We start from the raw sequence: 21,953 nt of genomic DNA on the forward strand, positions 1-21,953 counted from the left end.
GATGCGTATGTGTTACTGACGACCAGAGTGACCAAAGCCGCCTTCACCGCGGTCGGTGGCGTCAAAATCTTCCACCAGATTAAATTCGGCCTGTACCACCGGAACAAAAATCATCTGCGCGATACGTTCGCCTGGTTGAATGGTGAAGCTGTCCTGGCCACGGTTCCACACGGAAATCATCAACTGGCCCTGATAGTCAGAATCGATCAATCCTACCAGGTTGCCGAGCACGATACCGTGCTTATGTCCCAATCCGGAGCGCGGCAGCATCATCGCCGCCAGTGAAGGGTCGGCAATATGAATCGCCAACCCGGTAGGTACCAGGGTGGTGTCGCCCGGCGCCAGTTCTACGGCGTCGTCGAGACAGGCGCGCAGGTCAAGTCCGGCAGAACCAGAAGTGGCATAAGTCGGGAGCGGAAATTCCTTCCCAACGCGCGGGTCCAGAATCTTAACGTCGATTTTTTTCATCATAACGGGTCACGATCTCGTCGAGTAATAATTGGCCAAGGAGCTCTTTGCGCTCAAGCGGTAAGACTTTATCTCCGTCTTGCCAGAAAAGGTGTAATGCATTGCTGTCGCTGTTAAATCCTTGAGTTGGCCGGGAAACATCGTTCGCGCAGATCAGATCAAGGTTTTTACGAATACGTTTTTGCCGGGCGTATTCTTCCACATTATTTGTTTCGGCCGCAAATCCAACAACATAAGGCCTTTGGTCTTTTAGTGCGGCAACTCCAGCGACGATATCAGGGTTTTTGACCATTTTTATTGTTAATTCATCCCCCTGAGTCGCCTGCTTTTTGATTTTTTCACTGGCGACAGCGGCTGCGCGATAATCAGCCACGGCGGCGCAACCGATAAAAATATTTTGCTGCTGTACAGAGGCCTTCACAGCGGCTTCCATCTCCAGTGCGGTCATCACATCCACACGTTTAACAAACGGCGGTGTCGGTAGCGAAACCGGTCCGGAAACCAGTGTAACGTTCGCTCCGCGACGGGCAGCGGCTGCGGCGATAGCAAAGCCCATCTTGCCGGAGCTGTGATTAGAGATATAACGCACGGGATCGAGCGGTTCACGCGTAGGGCCGGCGGTAATCATAATATTCAGATGTTTCAGGTCGTTGACGGGCGAAAAATGTGCGACAGCCATATCCACAATGGTTAATGGATCGAGCATTCGCCCAGGGCCGATATCACCACAGGCCTGACTGCCGCTATCTGGCCCCCAGATCAGCAAACCACGTGAGGCAAGTACCTCTAAATTATGTTGGGTAGCCGCAGCACGATACATCTGCTGGTTCATGGCTGGCAGTACGGCAACAGGCGCGGGAGTGGCCAGGCAAATCGTTGACACCAGATCATTCGCCATCCCGGCAGCTACGCGGGCAATCAAATCAGCGGTGGCTGGGGCGAGAATTACTAAATCAGCCCATTTACCCAGCTCAATATGACCCATAGCCGCCTCGGCTGCTGGATCCAGCAGACTATCGGAAACGGGATACCCAGAAACCGCCTGCAAGCTAAGTGGGGTGATAAAGGCTTTTGCCGCTTCGGTCATGGCTACGCGGACGTCTGCTCCGCGATCGCGCAAACGACGCACCAGCTCAGGGGTTTTATAGGCAGCAATACCGCCGCTGACGCCGAGAACGATTTTTTTACCGGCCAGGCTCATGATGATTTTTCCTGTAGGGGGACACCAGAAGTTGGCGATTTTATCACAATACTTTTGTTGTCGTGCTTTCACCTGAGAATCACTTTGCGAGGCGCTTTCCAGGATTGAAAACTGGCCGTCGATTTAACCAAACGACTATGACAGCATGCGCCTTCCACAAAGGAGGTGAAGGTGAAAAGCAATGTAGAATTGTTGATGCCACGCGAAAAAATGCTGAAGTTGGGCATTGGCGCGTTAACGGATGTTGAACTGCTGGCGTTATTTCTGCGTACGGGTACGCGCGGTAAGGATGTGTTAACCCTGGCGAAAGAGATGCTGGAGAATTTTGGGTCGCTTTACGGCTTGTTATCCTCTGAATATGAACAATTTAGTGGCGTTCATGGAATTGGTGTGGCGAAATTCGCCCAGTTAAAGGGAGTTGCGGAACTGGCGCGGCGTTACTACAACGTGCGGATGCGCGAAGAAAGCCCGTTGCTCAGCCCAGAGATGACGAGGGAGTTTTTACAAAGCCAACTTACGGGAGAGGAACGAGAGATCTTTATGGTGATCTTTCTCGATTCCCAACACCGGGTCCTTACTCACAGCCGACTCTTTTCCGGCACGTTAAATCATGTGGAAGTCCATCCACGAGAAATTATTCGTGAAGCGATAAAAATAAACGCCTCGGCGCTGATCCTTGCCCATAATCACCCTTCTGGTTGTGCTGAACCCAGTAAAGCGGATAAACTCATTACCGAACGGATAATAAAAAGTTGTCAGTTCATGGATTTACGCGTGCTCGACCATATCGTGATTGGGCGTGGAGAATATGTTTCTTTTGCCGAACGCGGCTGGATTTAATCCGCTATGCGCGATCCTTCGGGATCTTTGTCTGTTCGGGACTTGAGCACATCGCCGAGTCAGCGTATACTACGCCACCTTTGAGAATCTCGGGTTTGGCATTTGGGCCTGGCAATCGAGAGTTCACATAGAACTGCGATGACCGGGCTGTAAAGCCTGACGAGGCGCCAATACCCCATACGAAGCTCGAGCTAATTTGATTTTTGGAGAATAGACATGTCCCGAGTCTGCCAAGTTACTGGCAAGCGTCCGGTGACCGGTAACAACCGTTCCCACGCACTGAACGCGACTAAACGCCGTTTCCTGCCGAACCTGCACTCTCACCGTTTCTGGGTTGAGAGCGAGAAGCGTTTTGTCACCCTGCGCGTATCTGCTAAAGGTATGCGTGTAATCGATAAAAAAGGCATCGATACAGTTCTGGCTGAACTGCGTGCCCGTGGCGAAAAGTACTAAGTACTTAGAGGAAATAAATCATGGCTAAAGGTATTCGTGAGAAAATCAAGCTGGTTTCTTCTGCTGGTACTGGTCACTTCTATACCACTACGAAGAACAAACGTACTAAGCCGGAAAAACTGGAACTGAAAAAATTCGATCCAGTTGTTCGCCAGCACGTGATCTACAAAGAAGCGAAAATCAAATAATTTTCGCTTTGATGTAACGAAAAACCTCGCTACGGCGGGGTTTTTTGTTATCTGCCTGCCCCCATATTGACTGCATCTGTTCATTCCTGGAGATGCTATGCCTGAATTACCCGAAGTTGAAACCAGCCGTCGCGGCATAGAACCGCATCTCGTTGGTGCAACCATTCTTCATGCGGTGGTGCGCAACGGACGCTTGCGCTGGCCGGTTTCGGAAGAAATCTACCGTTTAAGCGATCAACCAGTGCTAAGTGTACAGCGCCGTGCTAAATATCTGCTGCTGGAGCTGCCTGAGGGCTGGATTATCATTCATCTGGGCATGTCTGGCAGTTTGCGCATACTTACGGAAGACCTTCCCCCTGAAAAGCATGACCATGTTGATTTGGTGATGAGCAACGGTAAAGTGCTGCGCTACACCGATCCGCGCCGCTTTGGTGCCTGGCTGTGGACCAAAGAGCTGGAAGGGCACAACGTGCTGGTCCATCTTGGACCGGAGCCGCTTAGCGACGATTTCAACGGTGAGTACCTGCATCAGAAGTGCGCGAAGAAAAAGACGGCGATTAAGCCCTGGCTGATGGATAACAAACTGGTGGTAGGCGTAGGGAATATCTATGCCAGCGAATCTCTGTTTGCGGCGGGGATCCATCCGGATCGGCTGGCGTCATCACTGTCGCTGGCAGAGTGTGAATTGTTAGCTCGGGTGATTAAAGCGGTGTTGCTGCGTTCAATTGAGCAGGGCGGCACGACGCTGAAAGATTTTCTGCAAAGTGATGGTAAACCGGGCTATTTCGCGCAGGAATTGCAGGTTTACGGGCGAAAAGGTGAGCAGTGTCGGGTGTGCGGTACGCCGATTGTGGCGTCTAAACATGCGCAGCGGGCAACGTTTTATTGCAAGCACTGCCAGAAATAATTGATGCTTGCCGGATGGCATACCATCCGGCATAAACGCTACGCTAACTTCGCCATCAGCGCCTGATGGACATTCTCCGGCAGGAAATGGGTGACATCGCCCTGATGGCGCGCCACCTCTTTCACCAACGATGAAGATATAAACGACCACTCTTTCGACGGCATCAGAAACACACTTTCCAGTTCTGGCATTAAGTGGCGATTCATATGCGCCAGCTGCATTTCATATTCAAAATCTGCCACCGCACGCAGGCCACGAATCAGCACCGTAGCGTGTTGATTGCGGGCGAAGTTTGCCATCAAATCGCTAAATCCGACCACTTCAACGTTTCCCAGATGCGCAGTTGCCTGTTGTGCCAGCGCCACACGCTCTTCCAGAGTAAACATCGGTTTTTTACTGGGGCTGGCGGCAATCGCCAGAATAACGTGATCGAACATCTGCGTGGCGCGCGTCACGATATCGATATGACCATTGGTAATGGGATCGAAAGTACCCGGATAAATCGCCCGTTTTTGCATAACAACCTCAATGCGTTTTCGGTGGCAGGTAAGGTTCCAGCAGTTGAAGCAGACGCTGTAGCGCGCCCTGGTTTTGATACAGCACTTCAACGGCATGACGGCCATAGAAACTACGGTAATCGGCGTCGGTGAGTAAAGAGGAAACCTCTTTTGCAAGCGTAGTGGCATCGGTGACGGTAATCAGCCCGCTTGCCTGCTCCAGCCGCGCGCAAATGTCTTTAAAGTTAAAGGTATGCGGCCCCATCAACACCGGGATAGCGTGTGCGGCGGCCTCCAGCGGATTATGCCCACCGCGTTCAACCAGTGAACCGCCAACAAACGCGAGATCGGCAATACCGTACAGCAACATCAGTTCGCCCATCGTATCGCCAACCACAACCTGCGTGCTGGTGGAGGGGACTTCCCCTGAGGAGCGTGTGATATAGCTTAGTCCAGCCTGGCGGACAAGGTTAATCGCATCCGGGAAGCGTTCCGGATGACGGGGTACCAGGATGAGCAATAAATTCGGGAACTGTTGTAACAGCGCCTGATGGGCGGCAATCACTACGCTCTCTTCGCCATCATGAGTACTGGTGGCAATCCATACTGGACGATGCGGCGCCCACTGGCGGCGCAGTGTTACTGCTTTAGCGGCCAACTGTGGCGTCACTGAAATATCGAATTTCAGGCTACCGGTGACGGTGACCTGATTATTTTTTGCACCCAGCGTCACAAAGCGCGCAGCATCTTCTTCATTTTGCGCAGCAATCAGCGTAATACGGCGGAGCAAGCGACGAACAAATTTACCCAGTTTGGCGTAACCTGCGGCAGAGCGTGCAGAGAGTCGCGCATTAGCGATAACCAGTGGAATTTTACGTTTATGTAGCGCCGCAATCAGGTTAGGCCATAGTTCGGTTTCCATAATCAACACCAGTTTTGGGTCGACTTTATTCAGGAAACGGTTGAGCGCATCGGGCAGATCGTAAGGCAGATAGACGTGCTGAACATCTTTTCCAAAAGCCGATTGTACGCGCTCCGAACCAGTCGGCGTCATAGTCGTGACTGTGATTGGTAAATCAGGATAGCGATGACGCAGCGCGCGCACCAACGGGATTGCCGCCAGGGTTTCACCGACGGAGACGGAGTGCAGCATAATGCCGCCTGGTGTTAGCGGATGGCGGTAAAAACCGTAACGTTCACCCCAGCGTTTTCGATAGGCCGGAGCCTTACGTCCGCGCACCCAGAGCCGTATCCAGATTAGCGGCTGAATAAGGTAGAGAAGGGCGGTGTAAAGCAATTCGAGCATAATAAATAGCTGACTTATGGATGTGCTGGGGATTCTATGTATTTAACGGTGGCTTTACCATTACTTTTCCCGTTTTTGACTTAAATAGCTTCAGTTTGGTCTGATCTGCCGCTACATCTTCATTTTTTTTGTATTTTTATGCGATTCATTGAAACTCGGCCCCATTTTCAACTCTACATAGGCCATACCGACATTATTGATATGCTTTTTTATCTATTTGATTTTTATGATTAAAACATATTTCGTGTATAAAAATCATTCGGGTCGGATTGCTGCGAAAGAAATGATACACTAGCACGTCAAGTAAGTGCGTTATCAGTATTCAGGTAGCTGTTGAGCCTGGGGCGGTAGCGTGCTTTTTTTCTGCTTAACTTAATCAGACAATCACACAAAAGAGTCGCTAGTGGAAAAGCCATTTCGAAAAATTCTGGTCATAAAGATGCGATATCATGGAGATATGTTATTAACTACTCCTGTCATCAGTACGCTCAAGCAGAATTATCCTGATGCAAAAATCGATATGCTGCTTTATCAGGATACCATCCCTATTTTGTCTGAAAACCCGGAAATTAATGCGCTCTACGGGATAAGCAATAAAGGTGCGGGAACATTCGATAAAATTAAAAATGTGCTTTCGTTGATAAAAACTCTGCGTGCGAATAATTATGACCTGGTCATTAATCTTACGGATCAGTGGATGGTGGCGCTGCTGGTACGTTTTTTACCCGCACGGATGAAAATATCGCAACTTTATGGTCATCGGCAGCATGGCATTTGGAAAAAAAGCTTCACCCACTTAGCGCCAATACACGGCACACATATTGTTGAGCGTAATTTATCGGTCCTTGAGCCATTAGGTATTACCGATTTCTACACCGACACAACAATGAGTTACGCCGAAGATTGCTGGAAGAAGATGCGCCAGGAGTTAGATGCCCTAGGCGTAAAAGATCATTATGTTGTCATCCAGCCGACAGCGCGTCAGATATTTAAGTGCTGGGATAACGATAAATTTTCTAAGGTTATCGATGCGCTGCAACAGCGAGGGTATCAGGTTGTCCTGACCTGTGGGCCTTCGGCAGATGATCTCGCTTGTGTAGATGAGATTGCACGAGGTTGCGAAACAAAACCCATTACTGGCCTTGCAGGTAAAACACGTTTTCCTGAACTAGGCGCGTTAATTGATCATGCAGTGCTTTTTATTGGTGTGGATTCTGCGCCGGGGCATATTGCGGCGGCGGTGAAGACGCCAGTTATTAGTCTATTTGGGGCCACTGATCATGTATTCTGGCGCCCATGGACTGAGAATATTATTCAATTCTGGGCGGGGAATTATCAGAAAATGCCGACCCGTCATGAACTTGACCGCAACAAAAAATATCTTTCTGTTATTCCAGCGGAAGATGTGATCGCCGCTACGGAAAAGCTGTTGCCAGAAGATGCCCCATCAGCTGACAGGAATACACAATTATGATCGTGGCGTTTTGTTTATATAAATATTTTCCATTTGGTGGGCTTCAACGTGACTTTATGCGCATTGCATCAACAGTTGCCGCACGGGGCCACCATGTTCGAGTCTATACGCAGTCGTGGGAAGGTGATTGCCCGAAAGCATTTGAGCTTATCCAGGTGCCAGTTAAGTCCCATACCAACCATGGACGCACTGCAGAATATTATGCCTGGGTACAAAATCATCTCAAAGCGCATCCCGCTGATCGCGTTGTTGGGTTTAATAAGATGCCAGGTCTGGATGTTTATTTTGCCGCTGATGTTTGTTACGCCGAGAAAGTTGCGCAAGAAAAAGGTTTTTTATATCGTTTAACATCACGATATTGCCATTATGCCGCATTTGAGCGAGCGACTTTCGAGCAGGGTAAATCGACGAAACTTATGATGCTGACCGATAAGCAAATCGCCGATTTCCAGAAGCATTATCAAACTGAATCTGAACGTTTTCAAATTCTTCCTCCCGGTATTTATCCGGACAGAAAATACAGCGAGCAAATCCCAAACAGTCGTGAAATTTATCGCCAGAAAAATGGCATAAAAGAGCAACAAAACTTATTACTGCAGGTTGGATCAGATTTTGGCCGTAAAGGTGTGGATCGCTCAATTGAGGCTTTGGCATCGTTACCGGAATCATTACGTCACAATACGCTTTTATTTGTTGTTGGTCAGGATAAACCGCGGAAATTTGAAGCGTTGGCAGAAAAACTCGGCGTGCGGAGCAATGTGCATTTCTTCTCTGGCCGCAATGATGTGTCAGAATTAATGGCAGCCGCTGATTTATTACTGCATCCCGCTTATCAGGAAGCCGCGGGTATCGTTCTTCTTGAAGCGATCACTGCTGGATTACCTGTTTTAACAACTGCAGTATGTGGATATGCGCATTATATTGCGGATGCCAATTGTGGAACGGTCATCGCTGAACCTTTCTCCCAGGAACAATTAAATGAAGTTTTACGTAAAGCGTTAACACAGTCTCCATTACGAATGGCCTGGGCGGAGAATGCTCGCCATTATGCCGATACTCAGGATTTGTATAGCCTGCCAGAGAAAGCCGCAGATATCATTACAGGTGGTTTAGATGGTTGAATTAAAAGAGCCGCTTGCCACACTTTGGCGTGGTAAAGATGCTTTTGCAGAAGTCAAAAAACTAAATGGCGAGGTCTTTCGTGAACTCGAGACGCGTCGCACATTACGCTTTGAACTGGCCGGGAAAAGCTATTTCCTCAAATGGCACAAAGGGACGACTTTAAAAGAAATTATAAAAAACCTGCTCTCATTGCGGATGCCCGTTTTAGGCGCAGACAGAGAGTGGCACGCTATTCATCGCCTGAGTGATGTTGGCGTTGATACAATGAAGGGCATTGGGTTTGGTGAAAAAGGGTTAAATCCATTAACTCGCACATCATTTATTATTACCGAAGATCTCACTCCCACGATTAGCCTTGAAGATTATTGTGCTGATTGGGCAGTCAACCCGCCTGATATACGTGTAAAGCGTATGCTGATTACACGAGTGGCAACCATGGTGCGTAAAATGCACGCCGCAGGGATAAACCACCGCGACTGTTATATTTGCCACTTTTTGCTCCATTTGCCATTTACTGGCCGGGAAGATGAATTAAAAATTTCGGTTATCGATCTGCATCGGGCACAGATACGGGCAAAAGTACCGCGTCGTTGGCGGGATAAAGATTTGATTGGTTTGTATTTCTCATCAATGAATATAGGGCTGACGCAGAGAGATATCTGGCGATTTATGAAGGTTTATTTTGGGATGCCTTTACGTAAGATATTATCTCTTGAACGGAATTTATTGAACATGGCAAGTGTTAAGGCCGAGCATATTAAAGAGCGAACACAACGCAAAGGATTATAAAAATATTTATCAGTATGTACTGGAACTAACCTCATTATGACTATTTATTTTATAAACTGGGTTGCAGATTATGAATTAAGAATGATCCAGTACCTGAAAAAAAAGTACAAGATAAAAAATATAACAACACCAAAAAAATACAACTGGGTTAATAAGAAAATTTCGAAATTAGGGATGGATAATGCATGGCTGGGGCGATTATTCATCAAGCATTACCTCAATGATATCAGAAAAGATGACATAATTATCTTTAATGACAGCGTTATTAATAAAGGTATCAATAAACAAATATTAAAAAACATTAACTGTCATAAAGTTTTGCTTCTAAGAAATACTGTCAGCGAAGATTTTATTTTTGATAACACTAATTATTTTGATATTATCTATGATTTTGAGCATAGATTTATAGGGAATGAAAAGACCAAGGCAATAGAACAATTTTTTCCTATAGGAATGGATGAAATTAGAAATTATAGTTTATCTGACAAAAATAACAGTCAGCCAATATGTTTTTTTCTTGGTCGTGATAAAGGACGTCTTCAAATAATTAATGAATTAGCCGATAGATTAACAACACTAGGATGTAAGTTAGATTTTAATGTTGTCAAAGATAAAACATCATCTCCGACTTCAAAGTATTTGATTGAAGAACAAATACCGTATGAAGAGAATATTAGAAGAACATTAAATGCTAATATAATTGTTGATATAACTAAAGAAAACCAATCTGGCTGGACTCTTCGTATACTTGAGGCACTATTTTTCAATAAAAAATTAATTACTAATAATATAAATATACTTGGTTCAGAAATCTATAGTGAGTCTCGCTTTTTTATAATAGGTCATGATGATTGGGATAAATTAGAGTATTTTATTAACTCATCTGTTAAACCAATGGATTATGATAGCTTATATAAATTCAGCCCTGATAAAATGATGTCAACAATTGTTTCTGATTTTATAGAAAAATAAAATCATTAAAACAGTGAGCTTTACTCAATTAATGAGAGTTTCAATGAAAATAGCATTTATCGGCGAAGCTGTTTCTGGATTTGGCGGCATGGAAACAGTCATTCGTGATGTTATTACTACCTTCAGGAAACAACATATCCATAGTGAAATGTTTTTCTTTTGTCGTAATGATAAAATGGATAAGGGATGGCTGGAAGGTATTAAATACTCATGTTCATTTTCCAATATTCGTTTAGGTTTTTTGCGTCGGGCGAAACATATTTATGCTCTAAGTAAATGGCTTCAGGAGTACCAACCAGATATCGTTATTTGTATTGATGTGATCTCCTGCCTGTTTGCCGCCAAAGCACGTAAAAAATCAGGAATTAATGTGCCAGTATTTTCATGGCCACATTTTTCTTTAGATCACAAAAAACATGCTGAATATATCACCTGTGCCGACTATCATTTAGCAATCAGCTCTGGCATTAAACAGCAAATGATTAATCGGGGTGTAGCAGAATCGACGATAAATGTTATTTTTAATCCAGTCGAAGCTAAAGACACAGTCATTCCTGCGCCTGAGGAAGGCGAAACGGCAACGTTCATTTATGTTGGGCGTATGAAATTCGAGGGCCAGAAGCGGGTTAAAGACCTCCTTGATGGCTTATCACAAGCGCAAGGTAACTGGAAACTCCATGTATTGGGTGATGGTTCCGATTTCGAAAAATGCCAGGCTTATGGTAGAGAATTAAATATTGATGATCGAATTGTCTGGTATGGTTGGCAACAACATCCCTGGGAATTGGTCCAGCAAGATATTAAAAAAGTGAGTGCGTTATTGCTCACATCATCTTTTGAAGGTTTCCCAATGACCCTACTTGAAGCCTTGTCATGGGGAATTCCTTGCATCAGCGCCGATTGTGTCTCCGGGCCTGCTGACATTATTCAACCTGATGTCAATGGTCATCTGTATCAACCGGGAGATATTGCTGGTTTTGTAACGCTTCTAAATAAATATATAGCAGGTGAAATTCATATCGAACATGAAAATATTCCTGCGTCGATCGATAAGTTTTACCAATTGAAGTATTACGATAGATTACATGAAATAATTATTTCTGCTATTTCCCGGAGGAAATAATGCAGCAGGTGTTTTTCCAGGAAACTGAGTTTCTTAATTCAGTTATTGATTATAATCATAAAGTAGAAACAGAAAATCTTTGTTTGGATATCGCTTATGGGACTGACAGAAATTTTCTATTTGGTTGCGGAATTTCGATTGCTTCAATATTAAAGTATAATGAAGGAAGTCGATTGTGTTTCCATATTTTTACTGACTATTTTGGTGATGATGATCGTAAGTATTTTGATGCCCTGGCGCTGCAGTATAAAACCAGAATTAAAATATATCTGATTAATGCTGATCGACTCCGCTCATTGCCTAGCACTAAGAACTGGACTCATGCAATATATTTTCGCTTTGTTATTGCAGATTACTTTATTAATAAGACGTCTAAAGTCCTTTATCTGGATGCAGATATCATCTGTCAGGGGACTATTGAGCCACTAATTAATTTCTCATTTCCTGACAATAAAGTCGCAATGGTTGTTACAGAAGGGCAAGCTGACTGGTGGGAAAAACGCGCCCATTCGTTAGGTGTTGCGGGAATTGCTAAAGGTTACTTTAACTCCGGTTTTTTATTGATTAATACTGACCAATGGGCGGCTCAGCAGGTTTCTGCACGAGCCATAGCAATGCTAAATGATCCAGAAATAGTCAAAAAAATAACACATCCTGATCAGGATGTATTAAATATGTTGCTGGCAGACAGACTTATTTTTGCTGATATAAAATATAACACCCAGTTTAGCTTAAACTATCAACTCAAAGAAAGTTTTACAAACCCAGTAACCAACGATACTATTTTTATCCACTATATCGGTCCAACCAAGCCCTGGCATGATTGGGCCTGGGATTATCCTGTATCACAAGCCTTTATGGAGGCAAAAAATGCTTCGCCATGGAAGAGCACGGCGTTGCTGAAACCGAACAATAGCAATCAATTAAGATATAGCGCAAAACATATGCTTAAAAAGCATAGATATCTAAAAGGATTTAGCAATTATCTTTTTTATTTTATTGAAAAGATAAAGCATTAAAACTGGGAAACTATAAAGTAATGATATAAGGGTAGCATTGTGGACTCATTTCCTGCCATAGAGATAGATAAAGTTAAAGCCTGGGATTATCGGCTAGTTAATATAAATACTTCTGAATGTTTAAATGTTGCCTATGGTGTCGATGCTAATTATCTTGATGGTGTAGGTGTTTCCATCACATCAATTGTCCTAAACAATCGACATATTAATCTTGATTTTTATATTATTGCTGACGTTTATAATGATGGTTTTTTTCAAAAAGTCGCAAAGCTTGCAGAGCAATACCAATTAAGAATCACGCTATATAGAATTAACACTGATAAGCTCCAGTGCTTGCCTTGTACACAGGTCTGGTCAAGAGCAATGTACTTCCGTTTATTTGCATTTCAATTATTGGGTTTAACGCTTGATCGTTTGCTTTATCTTGATGCAGATGTTGTTTGTAAAGGCGATATTAGCCAACTATTGTATCTGGATTTAAACGGAGCGGTTGCTGCTGTTGTTAAAGATGTTGAGCCAATGCAGGAAAAGGCGGTATCCAGGTTGTCCGATCCTGAATTACTTGGGCAGTACTTTAATTCCGGCGTCGTTTATTTAGACTTAAAAAAATGGGCTGACGCAAAACTAACAGAAAAAGCGTTGTCTATTCTTATGAGTAAAGATAATGTTTATAAATACCCTGATCAGGATGTTATGAATATCTTACTGAAAGGGATGACAATATTTTTGCCTCGTGAGTACAATACAATTTATACAATTAAAAGTGAATTAAAAGACAAAACACATCAAAACTATAAAAAACTGATTACAGAAAGTACTCTGCTTATTCATTATACAGGTGCAACTAAACCGTGGCACAAATGGGCAATTTATCCATCGGTAAAATACTATAAAATAGCTTTAGAAAATTCACCATGGAATGATGACTCTCCACGAGATGCAAAATCAATTATTGAATTTAAAAAAAGATATAAACATCTTTTAGTACAGCATAAATATATCTCAGGAATTATAGCAGGAGTCTGTTATCTTTGCCGAAAATATTACCGTAAATAACATTTAACTGGTTTATTATGATTCAGAAGAGCAAGATCAAAGACTTGGTTGTTTTTACCGATGAAAACAATTCAAAGTATCTCAATGTATTAAATGACTTCTTGTCTTATAATATAAATATCATCAAGGTTTTTCGTTCTATTGATGATACAAAAGTTATGCTTATTGATACCGATTACGGTAAATTGATTCTTAAGGTTTTTTCTCCGAAAGTTAAGCGTAACGAACGTTTCTTTAAGTCTCTGTTAAAAGGTGATTATTACGAACGCCTTTTTGAGCAAACCCAAAAAGTAAGAAATGAAGGGTTAAATACACTCAATGATTTTTATTTATTAGCTGAACGGAAAAACTTACGATTTGTCCATACTTATATCATGATCATCGAGTATATTGATGGCATAGAGTTGTGTGATATGCCTGATATTGATGATGTGCTAAAAAATAAAATTCAGCAATCAATTAATTCCTTACATCAACATGGCATGGTTTCTGGCGACCCCCATCGTGGTAACTTCATTATAAAAAATGGTGAGGTTCGAATTATTGATCTCTCCGGAAAACGTGCTTCAGCGCAGCGTAAAGCGAAAGATCGTATTGACTTAGAGCGTCATTACGGTATTAAAAATGAGATTAAAGATCTAGGCTATTATCTTTTAGTATATCGTAAAAAAATGCGCAATTTTATGCGGCGTTTGAAAGGGAAACCAGCGCGCTAAAATAGAAATATCCATAATTACATGTCTTCACCAGGACAGTTTTAAGCGGAGTTATTTATTTCACAGGTTTATCATGAAGAATATTAGATACATTGACAAAAAAGATGTTGAAAACCTGATTGAAAATAAAACATCTGATGATGTTATTATTTTTCTTTCTGGCCCTACATCGCAAAAAACACCTTTGTCAGCATTACGAACAAAGGATATTATTGCTGTCAATGGTTCTGCGCAATATTTGTTAAGTCATAATATCGTTCCTTTTATATATGTACTTACAGATGTCCGCTTTTTACATCAGCGTCGTGATGATTTTTATAAATTTAGCCAGAGAAGTCGTTATACCATAGTAAACGTTGACGTTTATGAACACGCTTCCAAAGAAGATAAACTTTATATCCTCCAGAACTGCCTCGTATTACGATCCTTTTACCGCCGAGAAAAAGGTGGTTTGATAAAGAAGATTAAATTTAATATTTTGAGCCAGATTCACAAAGAACTGCTGATCTCTGTACCGTTGTCTAAAAAAGGTCGTCTGGTTGGATTTTGCAAGGACATTAGTCTTGGTTATTGCTCATGCCATACTATTGCTTTTGCTGCAATTCAAATAGCATATTCACTAAAGTATGCACGGATTATTTGTTCCGGTCTTGATTTAACGGGTAGCTGTTCTCGTTTCTATGACGAAAATAAGAATCCCATGCCCTCGGAATTAAGTAAGGATTTATTCAAAATCTTGCCATTTTTCCGTTTTATGCGTGATAATGTAGATGATATTAATATTTATAATTTGTCGGATGATACGGCTATTTCTTACGATGTAATTCCATTTATTAAACTTCAAGATATCAGTACGGAAGAGTCAAAGGATAAGACAAGAAAAAAAATGCAATATAAAGCTTCAACTGATTCTTATGCTAATTAGTCATCCTGAAACTAAAATAATATGGTATAAAAATGCGTTTAGGAACTTTTCACAAAAAGAAAAGATTTTATATAAACAAAATCAAAATTAATTTCCTTTCTTTTTTATTTCGTAAGAAAATCAATAACCAAGTTACAGAACCAGCACAAATTAAATCATGCCTAATCATTCATGATAATAATAAACTCGGTGATCTAATTGTATTAAGTTCGATTTATCGTGAGCTTTATAGTAAAGGAGTTAAAATAACCATCCTCACAAATAGAAAGGGTGAGGAGTTTCTCTCTAATAATAAAAATATATTTGAGTTCTGTATCAAAGAATCGACGGGTTCCCTTAAAATGCTTACTCTATGTAAGCATCTGCGGGATTTACAGTTCGATATTGTATTAGATCCCTTTGAAACAATGCCCTCATTTAAGCATAGTTTAATATTATCAAGTTTAAAAGATTCTTACATTCTGGGGTTTGATCAATGGTATAAGCGTTACTATTCATTTTACCATCCCCACGATGAATGTTTAAAAGAACATATGAGTACACGAGCAACAGAAATACTGAAGCATATTTATGGTGAGGGTGAATTTTCCACCGACTACGACTTGCATTTACCTGTAGATGTTGAAAATAAAATAAAAGATTTTATTGGAAATACAAGAATAATCATCATTAACCCATTAGGTGCAAAAAAAATATGCCGACTTACGTTTGAGCAAATAAAAATCATATATCAAGAAGTGAAAGCACAGTTTGAAAATTATCGAGTGATATTTACCGGGTTACCGCAAGATTTATTGACAATACCAATACCTGAAATTGAAACACTACCATTTGACGAGTTTATTTATACTGTTGCGTTGACCCGGTATAGTGATTTTGTCATTTCTGTTGATACAGCTCTTGTTCATATCGCTGCGGCTTATCATAAACCAACGCTTGCATTTTATCCTAATTCACGTACTCCGGAATATCCCTCACATTTAATTTGGGCCCCGAATAATCATCAATCTATACAAATAGTATCTCCAACATTTACGATAAAAGATATCGATACTGAAACTTTAACTGATTCAGTTAAGAGATTAAGTTGCATAGATAAGAAGTGAGTTTTGACTCACTTCTTAAACTTGTCTATTCTTGATTAATAGTATTGTTACGATTATTAATAACGAGTAAGAGGACTATAGCGGATATAACGATAATTGGAATGCTGCGTGCCCATATGATCACATCACTGAGTCCAATTCCCACAATGCCAAGCGTTAATATCAACAAACCCAATGCGCGTTTTTTATATGCTGTATAAAATAGTGAAAAATAGAGGAAAAGGGTGGAAAAAATCCCCATCAGACCTTTCAGTGACGCTGCTTCAATTATCTCATTATGTAGATGTACGTTAGAAAACTCCAATGCTCCTCTTAGCCTGTTGTGTTCTGCAACTAACAAATTCATACTTTCAGCGCGCGACTCTGCAGATCTAAATGAAAAAGGTGACTTTTTGAATATATCCAAACCAATTTCGTACATTGCCAGCCTTGCACCTAAGGAAGTCACGCTATTAGCATTGGTATAACTGTTTAAATCATTTAATGCTTCATTATAGCGATTCTGTATTGGTTTATTAAATATGATTACAATGCTAGCCAATATAGCAATTAGAAGAACAATAGCGGAAGTAAATTTCTTGGGTGATTTATTATAATAGGCTATTAGTGTAACAGCACAAATTACAGGGAAAAGGAGTAGAGTTGCTCTGGTTTGTGTCAGTGCCAGAACATAAAGTACCGCGCAACTATTTAATAAAAATAAAAAAGGATGGTTTTTTTTAGTATAAAGAATTGCAACACCACTAACTATTCCTATTAGCATTGTTGAATATGCCGCTCCTGTTGCCGCTCCTATACCAAAAGAAATGCGGTCATATTCATGAATGCTATTAATATAAATTGCATATGCAGCAATTATAAATGACAGGGAATATAAAATGTATAACACACTTTCTTTTTTTGTTTTTAGCTGGCTAGTTAGTGTCAAAAAAACAATAAAAGATCCAAATATAAATATTTTGGCAGTATTTAAATAACTGTGGTAAGTAGCACGAAATGGAGAGTTGTCTACTTTAAACACAGAATACCAAATTAAATCAAGCAATCCTATAAAAAATATAGAAAGTGGAAGAATAAGGTTTTTTATATTATAATTTCCTTGTCTGCCACGTAAAATTAGTGATAATAAGCAAACTATAGCAGTGATATTATATATCTTTATGCTGAAAGTGTTATCGATGAATGCAATTATCAATGAAAAAAAACATAATATATAAGTCATTATCTCTAGAATCACAGATGATTTCAGAGTGTAAGGTTTCCATGAGTGAAATTTAATGAAGGTTGGCATGTTTTACCTTTATAATGATGATAATTTTTCCAAAACTGCTTGACCGTTGAGATTAATTAAACTTTTTCCCGGTGCCATGCAAACTACCTGATTCTTCCCATAACCGCCAATTAATCCCGGGTCTGTTGGCCCATAAACTGTGATATTGGGTTTATCGAGTGCCGCAGTTAAATGGCTTAATCCTGTATCGACTGACACAACAAATTTAGCTCCAGCCAGCACACGGGCAACGCCTTCCAGAGTCATCTTCGGCAGTACGTCGACATAATCAAAGCCTTCCGCCAGCCTTTTTGCCCGCTCTTCTTCATGCGGCGCTCCCCACGGTAGTTTAATTCGAATCCCTGAACCTGCCAGTAAACCAATTAATTCTCGCCAGTGCTCTTCCGGCCAGTGTTTATCACCGCGGGTGGTCGCATGAAGGAATACAGCATACTCCCCAGCATCCGGTAGTGGATTTGTCAGGAAATGCTGCGCAATAGCATAATCGCCCTGGGCCTGCGGTTTGCTATACCCAAGGCTTTTTGCAAACAGTTCACGGGTACGTTCTACAGCATGCTGCTGTTTCGCAATATGATGTTTGCGATTGTAAAACAGGCTGGCTAAAGGCTCGCGAGCGGTTTGCCAGTCCATTCCATGTTTAACGCCATGTGCTAAACGTGTCACCAGCGCTGCGCTTTTTACCAGCCCCTGGGCGTCGATAATTGCGTCATAGTTTTCCGCTTGAAGGGCTTCACGAAACGCTTTCCGTTCCGCTTTTATGGGGGCCGAGAACCAGGCTTTACGCCAGCGTCGTATCGCCACCGGGATAACCCGCTCAACGGCGGCGTGCCAGGACGGAATTTGCGCGAATCCCTCTTCTACCACCCAATCAAACTTAATCCCCGGGATTGCCTGCTGGGCATCGGTGAGTGCGGGCAGCGTATGGAGAACATCGCCCATCGACGATGTTTTAACGATCAGAACCCGCATCCGTCAGGCTTCCTCTTGTAACAATAGCGCGTTGAGTTCTTCCAACACGCGCTGGGGAGTAATGTCGATCAAGCTCTGGTGGTAACCCTCTGCAGCGTCACCTTTACGCACTTTGTGATAGCCGGTAATCAGGCGGATCACGCGCGCTTTATGGGAAAGCGGCGGCGTAAAGTCCGGACTGCTCGGCCCATACAGAGCAACCAGTGGACGATTGAGCGCCGCAGCAACGTGCATCAGGCCAGAATCGTTAGTGACAATGGCTTTACAGGCGGCAATCAAAATGACTGCCTGCTCAAGCTGTGTTTCCCCCGCCAGGTTCCGACACCACGCCTGCTGCTCGGTATTCAAAGCGGCAAGGATCTCATTGCCCGCCTCATGATCTTTCGCCGAGCCAAACAGAACCACCTGATAACCTTCATCAATCAGCTGCTTTGCCAGCTCTGCATAGTGGTAGTGTGGCCAGCGTTTCGCCGGGCCAAACTCCGCACCCGGGCAAAAGCCAATCATCGGACGTTCTGATGAGAGCGAAAATTGGTTACAGGCATACGATTTTTCACCTTCGCTCACCTGCAATTGCGGCCATAACAACGGTTTTGGTAGATCTTGTGCGGTACGCATTACGCCTTTGTCATAGGCCAGCGCCACATAGCGTTCCACCATTAGCGGCCAGGCTTCTTTATCGAGCACACGTACATCGTTGAGTAAACCGTAGCGCATCTCGCCGCGCCAGCCGGTGCGATGAGGAATACCCGCGAAGAAAGGCACTAATGCGGATTTGAAGGAGTTGGGTAAGACGTAGGCGCGGTCGTAGCGCTTTTCACGCAGACTATGACCCAGTTTGCGGCGTTCACCGATTTCCAGCGCCCCGTGACCGAGAGGCATCGGGATAGCTTCGTTAACTTCCGGCATCCGCGATAATAATGGACGGCACCATGCCGGTGCCATCACGTCGATTATCGCCTGGGGATAGCGCGCCTGGAGCGTGCGATAGAGACTTTGCGACATCATCATGTCGCCAACCCACGACGGGCCGATCACCAATATTTTCATTCACTTCATCCTTCAAGCTGTCTCTGCGGCGGCTGCCTGCGTTCACTCCGGTCACTTACTTTTGTAAGCTCCCGGAGATTCACTTCGTTGCCGCCTTGATACCGCTCGAATGATTTTGTGAATTTACGTTGATGTCGCGATTCAGCCAGGCCATGTATTCCGTTACACCTTCAGCAACGGTTTTGAACGGTTTGTCGTAACCCGCAGCGCGCAGATTAGTCAGATCCGCCTGAGTAAACGCCTGGTAGCGGCCTTTCAGTTTATCCGGGAACGGAATGTATTCGATCTGACCTTTCTTGTGATAAGCAAGCGTTGCATCTGCTACTGCCTGGAAGGATTCCGCACGGCCAGTACCGAGGTTGAAGATGCCGGAAACGCCATTTTCCAGGAACCACAGATTCACATCAGCCACGTCGCCCACGTAGACGAAGTCGCGTTTAAAGTTCTCGCTACCTTCGAACAGCTTCGGTGATTCACCGTTATTAAGCTGGGTGTTGAGATGGAAAGCGACGCTCGCCATGCTGCCTTTATGGCCTTCACGCGGTCCATAAACGTTGAAATAGCGGAAACCAACAATCTGCGAGTTCGCTTCTGGCAGGATTTGACGAACATATTCATCAAACAGGAACTTCGAATAACCGTAGACATTCAGTGGCTTTTCGTATTCGCGGGATTCAATAAAGTCGGAGGTGCGACCGCCGTAAGTGGCTGCGGAAGAGGCGTACAGGAACGGGATTTCGCGCTCCAGACAGTAGTGCAGCAGCTCTTTGGAGTATTGATAGTTGTTATCCATCATATACTTGCCGTCCCACTCGGTAGTGGAAGAGCACGCGCCTTCGTGGAAAATCGCTTCGACATCGCCGAACTCTTCGCCCGCCATAATCTGGATCAGGAAGTCTTCCTTATCCATATAGTCCGCGATGTTCAGGTCCACCAGGTTCACAAACTTGGTGCCGTCTTTCAGGTTGTCCACCACCAGAATATCGGTGATGCCTTTATCATTCAGGGCCTTAACGATGTTGCTGCCGATAAAGCCCGCGCCGCCGGTAACGATGATCATAACTGTAACCTTCGAATTATGGAGTCAGAGACAATCTCAGACACGAATACTTCTATCATATCACTACACGGCGTTGGCTTCAGCCATTCGCCGAAAGTGAGGGGGATGGACGTTATTTATTCTAAATTTTACAGAAGTGTTAACGCGTCATCTCGTCGCGAACTATAAGTTTGGGTAATATGTGCTGGAAATTGCCCTGTCTGGAGAACCGCAATGCGTGGAGAATTTTATCAGCAGTTAACTAACGATCTGGAAACCGCAAGGGCGGAAGGGTTGTTTAAAGAAGAACGCATTATTACGTCTGCGCAGCAAGCAGACATCACTGTGGCTGATGGAAGTCACGTCATAAACTTTTGCGCCAATAACTATCTCGGACTGGCGAATCATCCGGAGCTGATTGCGGCGGCAAAAGCGGGAATGGATTCTCACGGTTTCGGCATGGCTTCGGTGCGATTTATCTGTGGCACCCAGGATAGCCATAAAGAGCTTGAGCAGAAACTGGCAGCATTTCTCGGCATGGAAGATGCGATTCTCTACTCTTCCTGTTTTGATGCCAACGGCGGTCTGTTTGAAACACTGCTGGGCGCGGAAGACGCCATTATCTCCGATGCTCTGAACCATGCCTCGATCATCGACGGCGTGCGGCTGTGCAAAGCCAAACGCTATCGCTATGCCAACAACAATATGCAAGAGCTGGAAGCGTGCCTGAAAGAAGCGCGTGAATCCGGGGCGCGCCATGTGTTAATCGCCACCGATGGTGTGTTCTCTATGGATGGCGTAATTGCCAACCTGAAAGGGGTTTGCGATCTCGCGGATAAATACGACGCTTTGGTGATGGTTGATGACTCTCATGCCGTCGGTTTTGTCGGTGAAAACGGACGTGGCTCCCATGAATACTGCGATGTGATGGGCCGTGTCGATATCATCACCGGCACGCTGGGTAAAGCACTGGGCGGGGCTTCTGGTGGTTACACCGCAGCGCGTAAAGAAGTGGTTGAGTGGCTGCGTCAGCGTTCTCGTCCTTACCTGTTCTCCAACTCACTGGCACCTGCCATTGTGGCTGCTTCCATTAAAGTGCTGGAGATGGTCGAAGCGGGCAGTGAGCTTCGTGACCGTCTGTGGGCGAACGCGCGTCAGTTCCGTGAGCAGATGTCGGCGGCGGGCTTTACCCTGGCGGGTGCCGATCACGCCATTATTCCGGTCATGCTTGGCGATGCTGTAGTGGCGCAAAAATTTGCCCGTGAACTGCAAAAAGAGGGCATTTACGTCACCGGTTTCTTCTATCCGGTCGTTCCGAAAGGTCAGGCGCGTATTCGTACCCAGATGTCTGCGGCGCATACCCCTGAGCAAATTACGCGTGCGGTAGAAGCGTTCACGCGTATTGGTAAACAACTGGGCGTAATCGCCTGAGTGAGGATGTG

23 protein-coding genes are annotated in these 21,953 nt (G+C 43.9%); 15 read left to right on the forward strand and 8 right to left on the reverse strand.

The window, feature by feature from the left end; all coding sequences use genetic code 11:
- Positions 1-12 precede the first annotated feature (12 nt).
- Together dut and coaBC are read right to left on the reverse strand one after the other, a co-directional pair.
- Positions 13-471 carry a dUTP diphosphatase gene (dut, locus tag FEK42_RS11300; protein WP_000976070.1) on the reverse strand — a complete coding sequence of 153 codons (459 nt, stop codon included), beginning with the start codon at positions 469-471 and terminating at the stop codon, positions 13-15.
- Complete coding sequence (gene coaBC / locus FEK42_RS11305) at positions 449-1,669, reverse strand: bifunctional phosphopantothenoylcysteine decarboxylase/phosphopantothenate--cysteine ligase CoaBC (RefSeq protein WP_130215156.1); 1,221 nt, start codon at positions 1,667-1,669, stop codon at positions 449-451. Before coaBC ends, dut begins: the two co-directional genes overlap by 23 nt.
- Positions 1,670-1,840: 171 nt before the next feature.
- On the opposite strand from coaBC, the gene radC reads away from it, so the two are divergent.
- The 4 genes from radC (at position 1,841) to mutM (ending at position 4,057) form a co-directional block, all read left to right on the forward strand.
- Positions 1,841-2,509 (forward strand): DNA repair protein RadC, encoded by a 669-nt coding sequence (gene radC / locus FEK42_RS11310; RefSeq protein WP_130215158.1) that lies wholly within the window; start codon positions 1,841-1,843, stop codon positions 2,507-2,509.
- A gap of 216 nt (positions 2,510-2,725) precedes the next feature.
- A complete protein-coding gene (gene rpmB / locus FEK42_RS11315; RefSeq protein ID WP_000091955.1) occupies positions 2,726-2,962 on the forward strand; it encodes a 50S ribosomal protein L28 in 237 nt (78 codons plus the stop codon).
- Between the two features lie 20 nt (positions 2,963-2,982).
- Positions 2,983-3,150 carry a 50S ribosomal protein L33 gene (gene rpmG / locus FEK42_RS11320; protein WP_001051798.1) on the forward strand — a complete coding sequence of 56 codons (168 nt, stop codon included), beginning with the start codon at positions 2,983-2,985 and terminating at the stop codon, positions 3,148-3,150.
- Positions 3,151-3,247: 97 nt separating this feature from the next.
- Positions 3,248-4,057, forward strand: coding sequence for a bifunctional DNA-formamidopyrimidine glycosylase/DNA-(apurinic or apyrimidinic site) lyase (gene mutM / locus FEK42_RS11325; protein ID WP_130206725.1), 810 nt, complete (start codon positions 3,248-3,250; stop codon positions 4,055-4,057).
- Positions 4,058-4,095: 38 nt separating this feature from the next.
- On the opposite strand, the gene coaD is transcribed toward mutM, so the two are convergent.
- Both coaD and waaA read right to left on the reverse strand, forming a co-directional pair.
- On the reverse strand, positions 4,096-4,575 hold the full coding sequence (coaD, locus tag FEK42_RS11330; protein ID WP_001171866.1) for a pantetheine-phosphate adenylyltransferase: 480 nt from the start codon (positions 4,573-4,575) through the stop codon (positions 4,096-4,098).
- Between the two features lie 7 nt (positions 4,576-4,582).
- Positions 4,583-5,860, reverse strand: coding sequence for a lipid IV(A) 3-deoxy-D-manno-octulosonic acid transferase (waaA, locus tag FEK42_RS11335; protein ID WP_131161542.1), 1,278 nt, complete (start codon positions 5,858-5,860; stop codon positions 4,583-4,585).
- A gap of 403 nt (positions 5,861-6,263) precedes the next feature.
- On the opposite strand from waaA, the gene rfaQ reads away from it, so the two are divergent.
- The 10 genes from rfaQ to FEK42_RS11385 all read left to right on the forward strand — a co-directional run bounded on the left by rfaQ (position 6,264) and on the right by FEK42_RS11385 (position 16,162).
- On the forward strand, positions 6,264-7,334 hold the full coding sequence (gene rfaQ, locus FEK42_RS11340; RefSeq protein ID WP_130206721.1) for a lipopolysaccharide core heptosyltransferase RfaQ: 1,071 nt from the start codon (positions 6,264-6,266) through the stop codon (positions 7,332-7,334).
- The gene (rfaG, locus tag FEK42_RS11345; protein WP_135493157.1) at positions 7,331-8,455 is read left to right on the forward strand and encodes a lipopolysaccharide glucosyltransferase I; all 1,125 of its coding nucleotides are present in this window, start codon (positions 7,331-7,333) and stop codon (positions 8,453-8,455) included. The genes rfaQ and rfaG overlap by 4 nt, the downstream gene beginning before the upstream one ends.
- On the forward strand, positions 8,448-9,245 hold the full coding sequence (gene rfaP / locus FEK42_RS11350; protein ID WP_135493156.1) for a lipopolysaccharide core heptose(I) kinase RfaP: 798 nt from the start codon (positions 8,448-8,450) through the stop codon (positions 9,243-9,245). Before rfaG ends, rfaP begins: the two co-directional genes overlap by 8 nt.
- Positions 9,246-9,281: 36 nt before the next feature.
- Entirely contained in the window at positions 9,282-10,217 is a 936-nt protein-coding gene (gene rfaS / locus FEK42_RS11355) for an LPS core biosynthesis protein RfaS (protein ID WP_135493155.1), read from the forward strand.
- Positions 10,218-10,260: 43 nt separating this feature from the next.
- Entirely contained in the window at positions 10,261-11,340 is a 1,080-nt protein-coding gene (waaB, locus tag FEK42_RS11360; protein ID WP_135493154.1) for a lipopolysaccharide 1,6-galactosyltransferase, read from the forward strand.
- Complete coding sequence (gene waaO, locus FEK42_RS11365; protein ID WP_138211830.1) at positions 11,340-12,359, forward strand: lipopolysaccharide 3-alpha-galactosyltransferase; 1,020 nt, start codon at positions 11,340-11,342, stop codon at positions 12,357-12,359. Before waaB ends, waaO begins: the two co-directional genes overlap by 1 nt.
- 39 nt (positions 12,360-12,398) lie before the next feature.
- On the forward strand, positions 12,399-13,415 hold the full coding sequence (gene rfaJ, locus FEK42_RS11370) for a lipopolysaccharide 1,2-glucosyltransferase RfaJ (protein WP_135493152.1): 1,017 nt from the start codon (positions 12,399-12,401) through the stop codon (positions 13,413-13,415).
- A 17-nt stretch (positions 13,416-13,432) separates the two neighbouring features.
- Positions 13,433-14,131: a lipopolysaccharide core heptose(II) kinase RfaY gene (gene rfaY, locus FEK42_RS11375; RefSeq protein ID WP_135493151.1), complete on the forward strand. Its 699-nt coding sequence runs from the start codon at positions 13,433-13,435 to the stop codon at positions 14,129-14,131.
- A gap of 73 nt (positions 14,132-14,204) precedes the next feature.
- Positions 14,205-15,056, forward strand: coding sequence for a 3-deoxy-D-manno-oct-2-ulosonate III transferase WaaZ (waaZ, locus tag FEK42_RS11380; RefSeq protein ID WP_135493150.1), 852 nt, complete (start codon positions 14,205-14,207; stop codon positions 15,054-15,056).
- 32 nt (positions 15,057-15,088) lie between these two features.
- Positions 15,089-16,162: a glycosyltransferase family 9 protein gene (locus FEK42_RS11385; protein WP_135493149.1), complete on the forward strand. Its 1,074-nt coding sequence runs from the start codon at positions 15,089-15,091 to the stop codon at positions 16,160-16,162.
- A gap of 25 nt (positions 16,163-16,187) precedes the next feature.
- Here the strand turns inward: FEK42_RS11385 and FEK42_RS11390 are convergent, their stop codons facing one another.
- From FEK42_RS11390 to rfaD, 4 genes are all read right to left on the reverse strand, one after another.
- Positions 16,188-17,453, reverse strand: a complete 1,266-nt coding sequence (locus tag FEK42_RS11390) for an O-antigen ligase (protein ID WP_135493148.1) — start codon at positions 17,451-17,453, stop codon at positions 16,188-16,190.
- A gap of 9 nt (positions 17,454-17,462) precedes the next feature.
- Positions 17,463-18,422, reverse strand: coding sequence for a lipopolysaccharide heptosyltransferase RfaC (gene rfaC, locus FEK42_RS11395; protein ID WP_135493147.1), 960 nt, complete (start codon positions 18,420-18,422; stop codon positions 17,463-17,465).
- 3 nt (positions 18,423-18,425) lie between these two features.
- Entirely contained in the window at positions 18,426-19,472 is a 1,047-nt protein-coding gene (rfaF, locus tag FEK42_RS11400; RefSeq protein ID WP_135410578.1) for an ADP-heptose--LPS heptosyltransferase RfaF, read from the reverse strand.
- A 79-nt stretch (positions 19,473-19,551) separates the two neighbouring features.
- Positions 19,552-20,532 carry an ADP-glyceromanno-heptose 6-epimerase gene (gene rfaD, locus FEK42_RS11405; protein WP_000587766.1) on the reverse strand — a complete coding sequence of 327 codons (981 nt, stop codon included), beginning with the start codon at positions 20,530-20,532 and terminating at the stop codon, positions 19,552-19,554.
- Positions 20,533-20,745: 213 nt separating this feature from the next.
- Between rfaD and kbl the strand changes: the two genes are divergently transcribed.
- Positions 20,746-21,942, forward strand: a complete 1,197-nt coding sequence (kbl, locus tag FEK42_RS11410) for a glycine C-acetyltransferase (RefSeq protein WP_064526086.1) — start codon at positions 20,746-20,748, stop codon at positions 21,940-21,942.
- Positions 21,943-21,953: the final 11 nt, after the last annotated feature.

The organism is Escherichia sp. E2748, from assembly GCF_005781125.1.
Lineage (GTDB): Bacteria > Pseudomonadota > Gammaproteobacteria > Enterobacterales > Enterobacteriaceae > Escherichia.